12 protein-coding genes are annotated in these 15,978 nt (G+C 41.5%); 6 read left to right on the forward strand and 6 right to left on the reverse strand.

Features of this window, described 5'->3' with window-relative positions:
- Nucleotides 1-82 precede the first annotated feature (82 nt).
- Both MKY84_RS05650 and MKY84_RS05655 read right to left on the reverse strand, forming a co-directional pair.
- Nucleotides 83-760: a response regulator gene (locus tag MKY84_RS05650; protein WP_342528381.1), complete on the reverse strand. Its 678-nt coding sequence runs from the start codon at nt 758-760 to the stop codon at nt 83-85.
- Entirely contained in the window at nt 744-2,348 is a 1,605-nt protein-coding gene (locus tag MKY84_RS05655; RefSeq protein WP_342528382.1) for a sensor histidine kinase, read from the reverse strand. The genes MKY84_RS05650 and MKY84_RS05655 overlap by 17 nt, the downstream gene beginning before the upstream one ends.
- Before the next feature lie 183 nt (nt 2,349-2,531).
- Between MKY84_RS05655 and MKY84_RS05660 the strand changes: the two genes are divergently transcribed.
- Nucleotides 2,532-3,392 carry a DegV family protein gene (locus tag MKY84_RS05660; protein ID WP_342528383.1) on the forward strand — a complete coding sequence of 287 codons (861 nt, stop codon included), beginning with the start codon at nt 2,532-2,534 and terminating at the stop codon, nt 3,390-3,392.
- Between the two features lie 671 nt (nt 3,393-4,063).
- Here MKY84_RS05660 and nadA read toward each other — a convergent pair.
- From nadA to MKY84_RS05675, 3 genes are read right to left on the reverse strand one after another with little or no spacing between them, the layout of a single operon-like run.
- A complete protein-coding gene (gene nadA, locus MKY84_RS05665) occupies nt 4,064-5,161 on the reverse strand; it encodes a quinolinate synthase NadA (protein ID WP_342528384.1) in 1,098 nt (365 codons plus the stop codon).
- On the reverse strand, nt 5,158-6,009 hold the full coding sequence (nadC, locus tag MKY84_RS05670) for a carboxylating nicotinate-nucleotide diphosphorylase (RefSeq protein WP_342528385.1): 852 nt from the start codon (nt 6,007-6,009) through the stop codon (nt 5,158-5,160). The genes nadA and nadC overlap by 4 nt, the downstream gene beginning before the upstream one ends.
- On the reverse strand, nt 6,006-7,535 hold the full coding sequence (locus MKY84_RS05675; protein WP_342528387.1) for an FAD-dependent oxidoreductase: 1,530 nt from the start codon (nt 7,533-7,535) through the stop codon (nt 6,006-6,008). The genes nadC and MKY84_RS05675 overlap by 4 nt, the downstream gene beginning before the upstream one ends.
- 37 nt (nt 7,536-7,572) lie before the next feature.
- Here MKY84_RS05675 and MKY84_RS05680 point away from each other — a divergent pair, with 37 nt between their 5' ends.
- Nucleotides 7,573-8,748 (forward strand): IscS subfamily cysteine desulfurase, encoded by a 1,176-nt coding sequence (locus MKY84_RS05680; protein WP_342528388.1) that lies wholly within the window; start codon nt 7,573-7,575, stop codon nt 8,746-8,748.
- Between the two features lie 225 nt (nt 8,749-8,973).
- Here MKY84_RS05680 and MKY84_RS05685 read toward each other — a convergent pair whose 3' ends face one another.
- Complete coding sequence (locus MKY84_RS05685) at nt 8,974-9,408, reverse strand: contact-dependent growth inhibition system immunity protein (protein ID WP_342528390.1); 435 nt, start codon at nt 9,406-9,408, stop codon at nt 8,974-8,976.
- Nucleotides 9,409-9,682: 274 nt separating this feature from the next.
- On the opposite strand from MKY84_RS05685, the gene MKY84_RS05690 reads away from it, so the two are divergent.
- The 4 genes from MKY84_RS05690 to MKY84_RS05705 all read left to right on the forward strand — a co-directional run bounded on the left by MKY84_RS05690 (nt 9,683) and on the right by MKY84_RS05705 (nt 15,895).
- Nucleotides 9,683-10,513, forward strand: coding sequence for a response regulator (locus MKY84_RS05690; RefSeq protein ID WP_342528391.1), 831 nt, complete (start codon nt 9,683-9,685; stop codon nt 10,511-10,513).
- Between the two features lie 149 nt (nt 10,514-10,662).
- Nucleotides 10,663-11,559, forward strand: coding sequence for a hypothetical protein (locus MKY84_RS05695; protein ID WP_342528393.1), 897 nt, complete (start codon nt 10,663-10,665; stop codon nt 11,557-11,559).
- Nucleotides 11,556-12,980 (forward strand): glycosyltransferase, encoded by a 1,425-nt coding sequence (locus MKY84_RS05700; protein WP_342528395.1) that lies wholly within the window; start codon nt 11,556-11,558, stop codon nt 12,978-12,980. The genes MKY84_RS05695 and MKY84_RS05700 overlap by 4 nt, the downstream gene beginning before the upstream one ends.
- Nucleotides 12,977-15,895: a hypothetical protein gene (locus MKY84_RS05705; protein WP_342528397.1), complete on the forward strand. Its 2,919-nt coding sequence runs from the start codon at nt 12,977-12,979 to the stop codon at nt 15,893-15,895. Before MKY84_RS05700 ends, MKY84_RS05705 begins: the two co-directional genes overlap by 4 nt.
- Nucleotides 15,896-15,978: the final 83 nt, after the last annotated feature.

A 15,978-nucleotide genomic window follows, 5' to 3' on the forward strand; every position in this document is an offset into this window, starting at 1 on the left:
TTAGTGCATTGACTTTATTTTGTTCAATTGTGTTCATGAAAAAATCCCCTACACTCAGTGACGGAGGTAGGGGATTCATTTATTAAATTAAAAAATAGCGTCTTTCTGGACGGCCAACGGTACCATATACTTGTTCAACCGATAATGTTTTCTCACTAACTAAATATTCTAGGTAACGTCTAGCTGTAGATCGGCTCATCCCTAATTCCTGGCCCAAAGATTCGGCAGTGATACCCTCCCTAAAATTGGCTAATACGCCCATCACTTTGTCTCGAGTGAGTCTGTCAATGCCCTTTGGTGCTAGAGGAGCCGCCGTTTCAATGGAAGTTTGAAAAAGTTGTTTAATTTGCTCCTCCGTTAGTTGAGTATCTTGCATGAGGACGCGTTGCTTCATTCGATATACCGACAGACGTTCTATGAATGATTGCATAGTCAATGGTTTAATTAGATAGTCTTCAATCCCGACGGAATACGCCTTTCGGACAACATCCATTTCAGTAGCCGCGGTAATTAGGATGATGTCAATGTCACTGTGATTCATTTTTACATAATCAGCTAAATGGATACCGAGGCCATCCGGTAAGTAAACGTCCAATAGTATTAATTTAGGTTGCAATTCCTCGAGCCAGATTTTAGCTTCGGCTACACTGTGCGCAATCCCAACAGTTTGAAAACCATCCACAGCAGCTACAAATTTCTCATGAATTCTAGCTATGCGGGGATCATCTTCTACGATTAAAACTTCAATTAGATCCGTCATTGCGTTTTCCTCCTATGGGAATGGAGACAACAAAGAGTGCTCCCCCTAAATCTCCATGCTCTACCGACAATTGCCCAGATAACAAGTTTAAATTTTCTTGAACAATGGCTAGACCATAGCCACGAGTAGTTTTATTTTTAGTGGATTGCTTTCCTTCTAATAACTGTGGTAATTTCTCTGGCGATATTCCTGGACCAGAATCTTCAATTTCAAAAATAAACTCCGTATCACTCTCTTTGACATAGAATCTAACAATCCGCTCTGATTCTCTATGAGTATCTACTGCCTCAAAAGCATTCACTACTAAATTGCTTAGGAGTGGTAGAAGCAAATGCTTTGCGATGGTAGGCGGTAAAGTCGAGCACGCGCTATCTTCATCAAGTTCAAGGTGGATTTTCAACTCTCGCGCACGGTTATAAAAACCTATGACCATCGCGTTCAAATGTGTGTCTTCAATGTGTTTGGTGATAAAAGCCAAAAGGGATGTAGTTTCTAGTTGTTCATGATGAATGAACTCGATTGCCTCGTCATACTCCTTTAATTGGAGTAAGCCTGAAATCATATAAAGAAAATTTTGATGTTCATGTGTTTGGGCCCTTAAGGATTCAATATAGTCCTTGGTTTGTGCGAGTTCTTCGGCAATTGCATCAATATCCTCGATTCTTCGAAAACTGGCTACAGCACCGGTCACTTTACCGTCTTTGCTAATGGGAATTCTATTGACCAGTGTTTGAATGCCATTTAAAGAAATAACCTGATCCAGTTCCACTTTCCCGCTTTGAAGCACTTTTACTAATCTTGTTTGGGGAATTATATTTTCGATAATTTGGCCTTTAAGAGAAGGCAGCGCTGGGAAATAAGCATCTGCTGCGGGATTGCTTAACGTAATCATTCCTTTGTTATCAATCACAATGATGGCTTCGCGAATGGATTCCAAAAGAGCATTTCGTTGTGAAAGAAGGGAAGCGATTTCTACTGGTTCATAATCAAGTAGCTGTTTTTTAATTCTTCCCGATAAGAAGCGAGAGAGTATTACCGACAGAAGGGAAGCTACAATAAAGATAATGGCAAGGTACTTAGCATATTGAAGATTGATCAAGAAAATATTGTCTAATAAAAAACCTACTGAGACGATCCCTATAATTGTTCCATCAGCATCCACCACAGGCGCTTTTCCTCTTATTGCCTTGCCCAGTGTACCAGTCGCTTCTGAAATGTAAGATTCCCCATTTTCTAGAGCTCGCGTATTATCATCGCCCACCATTTTTTCGCCTATTCGATCTGCAATTGGGTGCGCATAGCGAATTTCATTTTCATCTCCAACAACTACATATTGTGCTTCGACTTCTTGCTGAATAGATAAGGCTAACTCTTGCACTGCAAGTGACGGTGTATCAGATTGCAAGGCTCTGATAATTTCAGGATGCTGTGCAGTAGTCTCAGCGATGTTTAGTGCCCTTTCCCCAATTTCCTGTCGAACACTATGAGCCATTACGAAGTAAGACGCAGTGATAACGAGCACAAGCACAACCATAGCAAGAATGAGCATGTATTTGGCTAAACGAAACTGTAAACTTGAGCGGTTCATAGGGAGGTTACTCCTCTTTTTCTGCTTATTATACCGAACGGTGTTAAGGAAAAATAGAAGAAAATAGCAAAAAAGTAGGAAATGGATCAAGTAGACACGAAAATTGGTGACAGTTGTCACTGATATAAAACTAAGAAATCGCTTACACTAAAGGGAAATGTGTAAAGGTGGCAATTACTCTCTATGAAACTTATGGCTGATTCGACGTGTGATTTATCACAAGACGTCATTACTAATTACGACATTTCGATTATTCCTCTAACTGTTACTATTGAAGGTACAGACTATAAAGATCGTTTAGATATTACAACGGATAGTTATTTTAAAAAACTTGAAGCAGGAAGTGAATCGGCTTCAACTGGTGCACCAAGTCCTACTCTTTATGTGGACCATTTCAACAAAGCAATCGCAGAAGGACATCGTGAAATCCTGTGCATTTGTATGTCTAGTGGAACAAGCGCTTCTTACCAATCAGGTGAATTAGGAAAATCGCAATTTATTGAAGAGAATCCTAATGCCGATGTAGAAATTCATATCGTTGATTCAAAATCAATGAGCCACGGTAGTGGCTGGTTACTAATGAAGAGTGCGGAGTTGGCAAAAGAAGGGCAATCTTTCGAAGAAATTGTTGCCTTCGTAGAAAGTCACAAAACCAAAGTAAAACACTTCTTGTCTGTTGATGATTTAAGCCATTTAATTCGGAGTGGTCGTATTTCAGGAGCAAGCGCATTGATTGGCAAGTTTTTAAATATTAAACCCATCATGTCGATGAAAGCAGGTAAAGGTGCGGTCGTGGCAAAAGAAAGAGGACGCAACCGTGTGCTTAAGCATTATGTCGAAGAATTTTCGAAGCGTGTTGATTCTAAGAACACAACTTTCTTAATTATTGGGTATTCGACAGAGCGTCAAGTGGCTCTTGATTTACAAAAAAAGCTGCAAGCAGAGACTTCGTTTTCTGGTGATATTCATATCATGCAGATGGGTGTGGCTGTAGCTACTCATGTTGGTCCAGGTGGACTGTCGATGTTCTTTATGGAAAACTAAATTAGATAAAAAAATAAATCAGTAGGTTCTCTAGATGAAATTCCAGAGAATCTGCTGATTTTTTTGCATTGAGCTCCGTTCCGGGGCTGCTTTCCGTGGGCGCGCCTATTTTCAACTCATTGAAATCGAGTTGCGAACGTCAGAAAGACGCTCCAAAAGCAGTCGCACCAACCGAGGCCAAGAGCGCCTCACTTGGCACGCCTGATTTTCTCGGACTTTCTAGCATGACGTTCTCCACATCTAAGAGGGGTCTCACGTTCCGACTTTTGATCCCACTGGAGTCAACCCCTCCACTCCACTCAACATCTTAATTGATTGAGTTGCATAAAGATTTTTAGTCCCAACCTAGAATGTAAATAAGACGGTTACTTAACAGATTATGCTCTATTTTCGAAGCATTTCTGAGCGAACGCCTTCCACATCTAGCACAATCGAGTTCCAGGCGTTAGAAATACATTCGAAAATCAATCGCACCCATAGAGGCAAAGAGCGTCTCTACGGGCACGCTTGATTCCCGAAGCATTTCTGAGCGAACGCCTTCCACATCTAAAGTAATCGAGCTCCGAACGCTAGAAATTCACGTAAAAATCATTCACCCCAACTGAGACAAAGTACGTCTCATTTGGTGCGCCTGATTTTCACGCGATTTCTGGGCAAGCGTTCTCCGCATCTTAGTTATCCCACATACGCTGCAAGGCAAGTTTGGAGTAGCGTGCTGTTTCTTCATCTACACGGATCGGATTGATCACGGTCCCGTTGACAAGTTCTTCTAATGTCCACGTGAGATGGGGGAGGTCAATGCGATTCATTGTTAAACAAGGGCACATGAATGGATTCAATGAAACGATATCCAAATGAGGGTTCTCTGAAATTAGTCGATTGACTAAATTCATCTCCGTGCCGATTGCCCACTTCGATCCTGAAGGGGCATTTTTTATTCGCTCAATAATATAGCTAGTCGAACCGTTATCATCGGAAGCTGTAACTACTTCATGGGTACACTCTGGATGGACCAGTATGCGACGGTCAGGTTCTGTAGCACGTAAATGAGTGATATGCTTAGGCAAAAAGTTCATATGCACGGAACAGTGACCTTTCCATAAAATGACCTGTACGTCTTCATGAGCACAATTTGCTTCTAGTTGATTTCGGATAGGGTCCCAAATAGCCATATGCTCTAGAGGTATCCCTAAATCTGCTGCCGTGTTACGGCCAAGATGTTGATCTGGTAAAAATAGCAGGCGCTGCTTTTGAGAAAACGCCCACTTCACCATATGATGAGCGTTAGAAGAGGTGACCGTCGCTCCACCATGCTTTCCAACAAATGATTTGATAGCGGCTGTCGAATTGACATAGGTAAGTGGTAGGATCGTATCTCCAAAAAGTTCTTGGAGATTGTCCCAAGCACGTTCTGTTTGTGTGATTGTCGCCATATCGGCCATCGAACATCCTGCGCGTAAGTCAGGTAAAATCACATTTTGGTGAGGAGCCGTTAAAATATCTGCGGTCTCTGCCATAAAATGAACGCCGCAAAAAATAATGGTATCCGCTGTTTGTGCAGCAGCAATTTGTGAAAGTTGCAGAGAATCACCTGTGGCATCTGCAAACTGAATCACTTCATCTTTTTGATAATGATGACCAAGTATATAGACGCGTTCTCCTAGCTTATTTCGAGCCGCAACTGCTCGTCTGTATAATTCATCTGATGGAGTGGATGTATAACTTGTCGGAATTGTAGAAGTATCATTCAGTAGTTCTAGAATGCTCATTGAACAGCCTCCTTATGTGATGATGTAACATTTAAACTCAGGTCGATTTGTTTCAAGCTATGTGTCAATGCACCCATAGAAATCATATTTACGCCTGTGTCTCCATACGCTGCTAAAGTTTCAGGTGTAATACCACCCGATGCTTCCGTTAAAATTGGCTGAGGTACTAGTTGTACCCACTTCTTTACGGTAGCAGGAGATTGGTTATCGATCATGATTACATCGGGTTGAGCCGCAATGGCCTCTCTCAATTGTTCTTCTGTTTCGATTTCGACTTCGATTTTTACTACAGGACCTACTTGTTGACGTGCTTTTTTAACAGCTTCAGTAATAGAACCACAAGCAGCAATGTGATTATCTTTCAACATGACGGCGTCATATAAACCGTTGCGGTGATTTTTACCTCCACCGATACGTACAGCATACTTTTCAAACATACGAAGACCCGCTGTCGTTTTTCGAGTATCTACGAGTTGAGTAGCAGAGCCAGTTAGCTGCTCTACACATTGGTGAGTAAGAGTAGCAATCGACGACATGCGCTGCATTAGATTTAACAAGACGCGTTCTCCGGAAAGGATAGAGCGGGTAGGACCCTCTAGTTCAACAAGGGCTGTGCCTAGTTCAAATAATTCTCCATCCTGAATATGTAGCACAACCTTTACACGTGGATCGAGTAGGCGAAAGCCAATTTCAAATAGATGCACTCCACAAGCTACACCTCGTTCTTTAGCACGAACAATGGCAACTGAATAATGATCCGGGGCAAATACACGACTGGACAGGTCATCTTCACCGATATCTTCTAAGAAAAAATTGCGTAATTTTTCTTCAACGAGTAATGAATTCACAATAATACCCTCTCTTTGGTAGCATGTAGTTTTCGTTCGTGTAACTGTTCAGTACCGTCAGAGTGAACAATCACTTTTCCTAACCACGCATCCGTTGCCTCTGGATGATCTTTTCGGAAATGAGCACCACGGCTCTCTGTTCGTAAGCTGGCGGCCTTAGTAAGTAGTGAAACAGTTGTGTATCTATGAAGTGACTCAATTTCAGAGGCGGCAACTGCTTCTAAATCCCATCTAGTAACCGGAAGTGATTGTGAAAAAGCTTCGATGTGTTCATCTCGAATTACCCCTAATACTTCCGTGAGTTTTCGTCTAGATACCTCTTTTACTTGAAATGGAGTCGGTAAGATTTCTCGGATTAGGTCTAAGTTAGGAGTGGGGGACTTGCACTCTTCGGCAATGGCTTTTGCTGCTAGATTACCCAACACAAGACACTCTAACAGTGAATTACTAGCAAGACGATTGGCTCCATGAACTCCGGTGCATGCCACTTCTCCCACCGCATACAGTCCAGGCAGAGAAGTTCTACCTGTAATGTCTGCTGATACACCGCCCATATGAAAATGTGCACCAGGACGAACTGGGATTCGGCCAAGCGAGGCTAACTGTTGATTGTTCATTTTCTGCAACGTTTCTTTTATAGTAGGAAAACGTTCATCTAGGTTGTCTATATGGGCAACGTTTAAATAGACAGCAAAGCCTCTTTGCCAATATTCTTCAACCGCTCGTGCAGTTGCGTCACGAGGAGCCAGTGGGTTAATAGGAAGTGACTGGCCAAACACGTCACAAAACGTTGCGCCAGCTCCGCGAACCGCTTCTGTGACCAACCCGATTGTCTTATTGTCCTCGACTGCAACTGTCGGATGGAATTGAATAAATTCTAAATCACTTAAGGCGGCCCCTGCGTGATAGGCCAACGATAAACCGGTACCTGAAGCAGCGCGGGAATTGGAAGTGACAGAAAATAAGTCTCCAATTCCACCGGTTGCCAGAATGACCACCCGTGCAAAAATGGTCTGAATTTCATGACTGGCTGAATAAATGCGGACACCTTGACAACGACCGTTGTCGACTACTAATGAATGGACGCGAACGTTTTCAATGCGCTGCAACTTGTTTGTTAGCTCAGTTATGTGAGTCATCCAGTGATAACCTGTTTGATCTCCTCCGGCATGAAGGATGCGCTTTGAGGAGTGAGCTGCTTCAGTCCCTAAGTTCAACGACCCATCTGGCATTCGATCAGCGGGAAAACCTTGGTGAAGAGCTTCTCTGACAAATTCTTTTCCGTATTCCACTAAATAGCGGGCAACCTCACCATCCACATGGTGATCACCAGCATCTAGTGTGTCGGCTAGATGGCGTTCGGTAGTATCCGAGCTATCTAGAGCGGCTGCGATGCCACCTTGTGCGAGCCAGCTGTTGCCTGATGTAGCTGCGTCTGACACGATCAAACAAGAGAGATTTGAAGGAAGATGAGCAGCCACAGTTAATCCAGCTAACCCAGATCCAATAATACAAACTTCGACCATAATTTACACCAACTTTACAAGTGTCTTGACACCTATTATGAACCGAGAGAAAATGAAAGACAAGTCACAAACAAAGGTTGTGAAAAAGTTGAACTATTTTGATTATGCCGCGACTACTCCAATGCGCGTTGAAGCAATAGAAGTCTATTCAAAAGTGGCACGTCATTACTTTGGAAATACACAAAGTCTCCATGATCAAGGAACCTCAGCTATGGGATTACTTCAGAAGTGTAAGGGAGTTTTGGGGGAGTTGTGGGACGTCGATCCCGATTCCATCTACTTTACAGGAAGTGCTAGTGAGGCGAACCAATTGGCTATTCAATCATTAGTTAAAGGGAAAAAGGGAAGGATATTAGCGAATCCACTGGATCACGCCAGCGTTCTGACGGTTTTAGGAGAACTGCAACAACAAGGTTATCAAGTGGAATGGCTGCCACTACTCCCGTCAGGACAACTAGCACTTGATAAACTCACTGAGTTAGTAGATACCGATGTGTTAGTCATCATCTGTCAGTGGGTGAATTCAGAGACCGGCATTATCCAACCACTGCAAGATATTGTAAAGATAGCCAACGCCTTTGATGTGCCCGTGCACTGCGATGCCGTTCAAGGATTCGGGAAGTATGCTATGGGTTCTTGGACGAAAGAGCTAGGAAGTTTGGTTGTTTCCGGCCATAAATTTGGAGGGCCCAAGGGATGTGGAGTCGTTTGGATGAACCCAAAGAATCATTGGCAGTCTCTTTATGAGGGGACGACTCATCAGAATGGATTTAGAGCGGGCACACTTGATTTGCCTAGTATCGCTGCTACGACTGAAGCAGCTATCCTTGCAGTAAAGGAACAATCAAAGTTGCTTGAACAAGTAACTAGTTACTATCAACAGCTTCGATCAGCTCTTCCTCAAAACTTACTTGTCGTTGGTGAACAGGCAGAAAAATCTTCGTACATAATGGGGATTTTAGGGTTTGGTATCGATGGTCAGCATACAATGCTCGAAGCCAACCGAAATCAAATAGCTTTTTCAACAGGCAGCGCTTGTAAAATCGGTCATGGTGAAGCCATGTCGGCTCTCACAACTTTAGGTTACGCCAGCGATGAGGCCCGTCAGTTCGTGCGTATATCGTTCGGTTATCAAACGACACAAAAAGAAGTTCACCAACTTGTGGATTGGCTAAAGCTTTACAATATAGTAAAAGAGTTTGGGACAAAATAGAGTAATAGAGCTCACTGGTTAGAAAGTTGAGTGGAGTGTAGGGGTTGACTCCAGTGGGATCAAAAGTCGGAATGTGAGACCCCGCAGGAGCCTGCGACGAGGAGGCTCACAGCGCGCCCACGGAACGCAGCCCCGGAACGGAACTCAACATATACAAATAAATCAGCAAGTTTTCTAGAATTTACCCTAGAGAACTTGCTGATTTATTTTTGTCCGAACCTTTTTTTATGTCGTGATTCTATTTAAAAACTCTAACGCATATAAATAATCTTTTTTCTCCACGTCATTCTTCCAAATAAAAGTTTCCGCAATACGAAATGTTCGCATCATCACCAAAAACTCTTTCATTGAATTATGGATTTCAGGATTCTCTATCCAAAAATTAATCGGGATGTCTAAAGCCACTGTTTGAAGTAGTTGTCCATCGTACGTAGCACCAATTACCGGATTTTTGTAGAGACGATGCAAGCTCTCAGGCAAAAGAAATTCTGTTAGCACCTGCAATTGAATTAGTCGACACAAGTCGTGAGTAGATAGATGACAAATTTGTTGATGTTCAATTGACTTGAACCAGAATTCGACATAATCAGTTGAAAGCAGGGAAGAAGGGACTGTACTTGAGTCGTGCTGAAGATCATACAACGTATACGTTCTGTGCATCGTACATTCCTCCAAAATCTATTCAATTGATGAATCACTCTCGCAATGTATTCAGTTTTCCCAAAATGATTGAAAAATAAACAAAACTAATTCAAAGTACAATTTACCGAATGAAGAATAGTGATTTAAGAGCATAAAGTACTAATAAAATAAAAAAATTTTTAAAAATAAATTGAAAATTAATTTATAATAATGCAAAAAGTACTAGTAAAATTTTGTGGAAGGTGCTATTGTATGGGTACAAATTAACTTTACGAATTGGAAGGCGATGACTATGGGGAAAAAAATATTTTGGGCGGACGAGGCGGAATCAGTCTTTTCTTTGTTACAAGGAGCCCTGGAGCGCAACAAATCGCCAATTGCTGTTATTTCTATCTCTCCGTTGGATGGTCTAGCTAAGATTCAAGATGATGAAATAATTTCCTTTATTCGTAATTCTGATCTAGTGTTTCATGACCCAGAAAAAGACGGTTGGTGGGCTGTTTTGCCGAATAGTGGCAAACGAGAAGTTATAGCTTTTTTAAAGAGACTTGAGAAGCACTTTGAAGTAGATGAACACGCGCAATATCGCGTATTGTTCACAGAAGTACGTGACCCTGAAGTGAAGCTTTTAACAATTGTTAAAGCGTTTAAAAGTCATACTCCTTCATTAGAAGCTAATAAAGCGGAATTTGTAGATGGAGAATGGGTGAAAGGGGTAAAAAGTACTATTCGCGTTAGTCTTATCGTGAATGAACCGATAGTAATGGAAGTACTCAAACGCTCCATCACTACCATGAAACTTTCCAACTTTGATTTAGACTTACAAACTTATGGAGACGGTTTGGCCTTTGAAACATCTGAGTGGTACACAAGTGCACACACGCATTTAGTTATCTTGGATGATGTGCTTCCTAAGAAAAATGGCATTGAAATTGTCCATTTTTTGCGCAATCTACCAAGCAATCAGAAGTTTCATATCTTCATGTTGACGGATCGAGTCTCAGAAGAAAATTTAATCAATGCGTATCAAATGGGGATTGATGAAGTCATTCAAAAACCTTTTAATCTAAGGTTGTTTGAAGCATTGTTTCGCAGAACAATTGAGAGGTTGTGGTTTGAATGACGGTTTCAAGCATAACACTTTTATGGATCATTCTCACACTACTCGTGCTACTTCTTCTATTTAGCGTATATTTAACAATTCTGAGGTTACTTGAGAAAAGAAGGTTGCAACGAGAAGAATCTTACCTCTCACGAACTAAAGAGCATTGGATGAGCTATCTGTTTTATAACGGGAATTGGGACGCTACTCTAATTCCACAAGATTCCCATGAAATGAGAGCTGCTGAAAGACTTCTTGTGAAGCTTTTAAATAGTGTATATGTCGAAGGTACGCGACAAAAAATATACTTGTTTGTAAATGAGTATATGGAGTCTTACTACAGAAAAATGCTTTCAAGTCCTGAGTGGAGTCACCGCATGAACGGGTTGTATCGAACGATAGATTTTCAGTTGGTGGCATTAGGGGAATCGCATCTCGCTAAATGGTCAACTAAAAAAACACGTACTATAGAAGAAACTTATTATTTAGCGCTATTAAAAATAATGGTAGGGAAAACAACCGCACTTCAATTGATCAAAGAGTCTACTCATGAGTTCTCTGAGTATCAGAACCGGGCACTGCTATTAAAACTAGATAACCGCCAACTTCAAGAATTAGTTGAGAATTATAGTTATCTAACACGTGCTGCTAAACTAGCTTTAATCGATGTTATTGGAGAAAAAAATCATATTATTTATCAAGATTTTTTACTTCAGCAATTGAGTAGTGAAGAAGAGTCGGAAATTCGGATTCGTATTCTAAAATCTTTGGAATTAATCGGCTTCCTACAAGATTATTCAGCTATCACGGTTTTTTTAGATTCTCCTCATTGGGAAGAGCGAATGCTGGCTACTCGTTTGATTGGTAGTTTCCCACTTCAACAAAGTGGTCATTACTTATTGCCGATGCTCGAGGATAGTAGCTGGTGGGTGCGATCAACAGCTGCTCGATCAGTAGCTAAACAGAAAACTGGCGTAGAATTATTACTGAATTTTAAAGAACGTACAACCGATCGTTTTGCAATGGAAATAATTGACGAGCAACTCTTGAAGGGGGTAATCGCATGACAGCTGTCTGGGAAGCAATATTAATTTTCTTTGGGCGCTTTCTAATTTTTTATATGATTGGTGTCATCGTTATCTACACTTTTATGTTGCTCATGTCATTACTGAAATTAAGAAAAGAGTACCAGTTAGATAAAGAAGAACTGGATGATGACTTTCTCTCCAGTTATTATTCAAAACCGGTCTCAATCCTAGTGCCAGCATTTAATGAAGAAAAAGGTGTAGTGGATAGCGTGAGATCGCTACTCAGCTTGCGCTATCCCCAATTCGAAATAATTGTTATCAATGATGGATCTACAGACTTAACAAAAGAAACCATGATAACTTACTTTGCTATGAAAAAAATGAACAAAGTCATTCGACGTCAATTAGAGAGTGAAGAAATTGAAGCCGTTTATCAATCCTCCATTCACCCCAACCTCCTTTTGGTAGACAAAGTAAATGGAGGAAAGGCAGATGCCCTAAATGCTGGTATTAACGTTTCACGCTTTCCGTATATCTGTTCAATCGATGGGGATTCCATCCTTGAGGAGCGTTCATTGTTACGTATTATGAAACCGATTGTTGGTTCAAACGGTCAAGTAATAGCAGCAGGAGGAAATGTGCGGATCGCCAATGGCCTTTTCGTGGAACACGGTTCCATCTCGAGTCCTGCGTTACCTAATAACTTGATTGTTGTTATGCAGGCCGTGGAGTATTTACGAGCATTCCTAATGGGCAGAATTGCACTCAGTCAGTTCAATCTAGTGTTAATTATTTCAGGGGCATTCTCTGTATTTTCTAAGGCCTGGGTGATTCGTGCAGGTGGCTATGCCAAAAATACAATTGGAGAAGACATGGAGCTGGTCGTAAGGCTGCACCGTATACTAGCAGAGAGTAAAGAGAAGAAACGAATTGAATTTGTTCCAGACCCAGTGTGTTGGACAGAAGTTCCTTCTAAGTTATCTGTTCTACGAACGCAACGCAGAAGGTGGCATCAAGGATTAACGGAAAGTCTTTGGCGGCATAAGCGTATGACGTTCAACCCAAAATACGGAGCTGTAGGTATGGTGTCGATGCCGTACTTTTGGCTAGTGGAATTTTTAGGACCGATTATTGAAATCGGTGGATACATTTATCTGGTCTTCGCTTTGTTTGCTGGAGAGGTGTATATCGAAATAGCTATTTTACTTGCACTGCTCCTGATCTTATACGGAAGTGTTTTCTCAATGGGGTCTGTTTTAATGGAAGCGTGGAGTGTAAACCGCTATCCGAGGATTCGAGATATTTATCGCTTACTAATTATGGCTTTGACTGAAATCTTCTGGTATCGTCCTCTTACATTGCTATGGCGAGTAGAAGGGTTAGTGCGCACTTTGTTCCGAAAAAGGGAATGGGGCAAAATGGAACGTACTGGCTTTCAAAAGAAGGAGATGACACCATGAACCGATTCTTGATTGTCGTTCTTGTAGTGGCGGGCGTATTTGGCCTGCCCTATTTGCTTTGGGTGACATCGCCTAATTCTTCTGTAACTGCTTCAGAGAGTGTTCAACAAGATTTAGATGAGTTTGAAGGGATTAACTGGTTTTTCCAACACAATAAGTTATCAGATGCTCAAGATGCAACTGTTGAATTAGATGTGTTATCAGGTTCTTTTTCACAAGCAGAGTGGGATGCTGCTAGCGTTGCTAATGAACGCAATAAATTATTGTTGGTTCAACCGCTTGAGTGGTTAGCTATTCAAAATGAATTGTTAACGCGAGAAATAGAAGATTTTACTGGTGTTCGATCTACAGGGTGGATGATGCATTATTTTGAGGATCTTTCGAATTCAAATCCCGATATTCCGAAATCCACTAAGGCTTTAGTGGAGGGGGAGTGGGATTTTCAGGGCTCAGGCTACGTGTTTACCAATGAAAGACTTGAAAAAACAGTCGTCCTAGAATCCACTGAAGTTTACGAACAAGGTACTACTGATCAATGGCAAGAGAGTAATTATCGAGGCTGGATCCAGCTGCTAACTGTTCCCATTGAAGAGGATGTGACGTTTTGGTTCAAACTACCGCAATCTGTAAGCGAAAAAGCGCCTACTACTTTAGCGGATGGGATGATACCAGGTGTCGTTGAACGCTCCCATCCTAAAGTACATGCAGTCTATATGGCAGGTGACTATCAACAATTAGAATCACCACCTGCACTTTATCAAGTGTTTGGTCTATCAACTGTCTATGATTTCTTTTATGAAAATCGAAAAGATGGCTTTTATTGGTCGTTTTTTGCAAGTCGATTAGATGATTTTGTTTCTGACGCTGAAAATCTTCCGGGTTATCCCGAGCGACAGAACGAGGAGCTAGTTCATCATTCGCGGGTGCAGGGCAATGAGTTTGAAGTGCAAGTAAACGGAGAGTGGGAAAAGCTTACTGTGAAAGGTGTCAATATAGGTATGGGGAAACCGGGCTTTTTCCCTGGTGAAGCAGCTATAACAGAAGAAGAGTATTATCGCTGGTTTCAACAAATAGGAGAGATGAATGCCAATACAATTCGGGTCTATACTGTTCACCCACCTGGCTTTTATCGTGCTTTAAAACGATACAATGAGGAGCATGAAACGCCGCTCTATGTTTTTCACGGGGCTTGGACAGAAGAAGAATTGCTTGAAGAAACACAAAATGCTTTTAACGAAGAAACTGTGAAGCGATTTGAAAAAGAGTATAAAGACATTGTTGATATCATTCACGGAAATGCACGCGTTCTTCCACAGGTTGGCCATGCCTCTGGTACATATGAAACAGATATATCTGAGTATGTGATAGGGTGGATTATCGGTATTGAATGGTATCCAGAGATGGTCGTAGGGACAAATGAAGAAAACAAAGATGTAGGCCAATATAGAGGGCGCTTTGTAGAAACTGACCAATCGTCACCCTTTGAACATTGGTTAGCAGAACATATGGATGGTATTTTGACATATGAATATGAAAATTATAACGAACTCCGACCTATCAGCTTTACCAATTGGGTCACAACGGATTTGCTTGAACATCCTTCAGAACCTAATGTGGATGAGGACTTAGTTAGCGTAAATCCAAATGTCATCTCGCTAACAGATGAAATGACTTCGATAGGCCAATTTGCATCGTATCACGTCTATCCTTATTATCCAGACTTTTTAAATGTGGACAAAACCTATTTGGAATACGTGGATCAAGACGGTGAAAAAAACAGTTATGCGGGGTACTTGAATGAATTGAAAGCGGCGCATGACATGCCAGTATTAATCGCTGAATTTGGCATACCTGCTTCAAGGGGCGGAACTCATGTGAATCCCTATGGCTGGAACCAGGGGAATGTAACCGAAGAACAGCAGGGGGAAATCGTATCAAAGTTATTCCGAACAATCGTAGCTGAAGACTATTTGGGAGGCCTCGTTTTTAGTTGGCAGGATGAATGGTTTAAGCGAACATGGAATACTCAAGAGTACGATAATCGTGAACGTCGCCCTTATTGGTCAAATCGACAAACCAACGAGCAAAATTTTGGACTGCTTAGCTTTGACTCGATGAAAATAAAAATTGACGGAGAATTCTCGGATTGGGACGAATCTGCGCTAGTGGAGAGTTCGAATCTATCCCTTTACGTCACACATGATGAGACAAATCTGTACTTGCGAGTTGAAGGAGTCCAGGATTCAGACAAGGCTAAAATTGTAATGGATACTATTCCTGAGCAAGGAAACAGTGCGATTGAAGGCCTCAACGAGAGTACGTTTAATGAAGGGATCGACTTCGTAGTTGATATTGATGGAGCGGATACACGGTTACTCGTTGACAGTTACTATGATTATTACCATTTCCTTTATGGCAATGAAGAGAATATGATTGAACCCGTATCAACCGGCAAAAAAAATTCAGGTGAATTTACACCTATTTATTACGTGCTGAACAAAGAGCTTTATTATCCAGAGCTTGATAGAGTAGATCCATTCCAATTCTATGAAACTGGGAAATTACGCCGAGGGAATGGTAATCCAGAGTCTATGGACTACGATTCGTTAGCGGATTATGAATACGGTGAAAATGCAGTGGAGATACGTATTCCGTGGCTGTTGCTCCAATTCCGAGACCCGAGTCGATTAGAAGTCATTGGCGATGTCTTTAAAGATGGAGAGACCGCTAGTAAATTTATAGAATCAATTGGACTGGGGCTTATCGTTGATGATGAACTAGTCGCTAGTAATGGAAGTGGGCAAGTGGCGTCATTGCAACGGTATACATGGGAGAGTTGGAATTCACCGACGTTCCAAGAACGGTTAAAACCATCCTATTATATTTTGCAAGAAACCTTCTCTGAATCAAATTAATTTGATGAAACCTCAAAAAGGTATACAATAGATTTATAACATATTTTGGGCGAAACTAGTTTTTTGTACCTATATTAATTTTG

Origin of the sequence: Chryseomicrobium sp. FSL W7-1435 (assembly GCF_038595005.1) — a bacterium.
Classification (GTDB): Bacteria; Bacillota; Bacilli; order Bacillales_A; family Planococcaceae; genus Chryseomicrobium.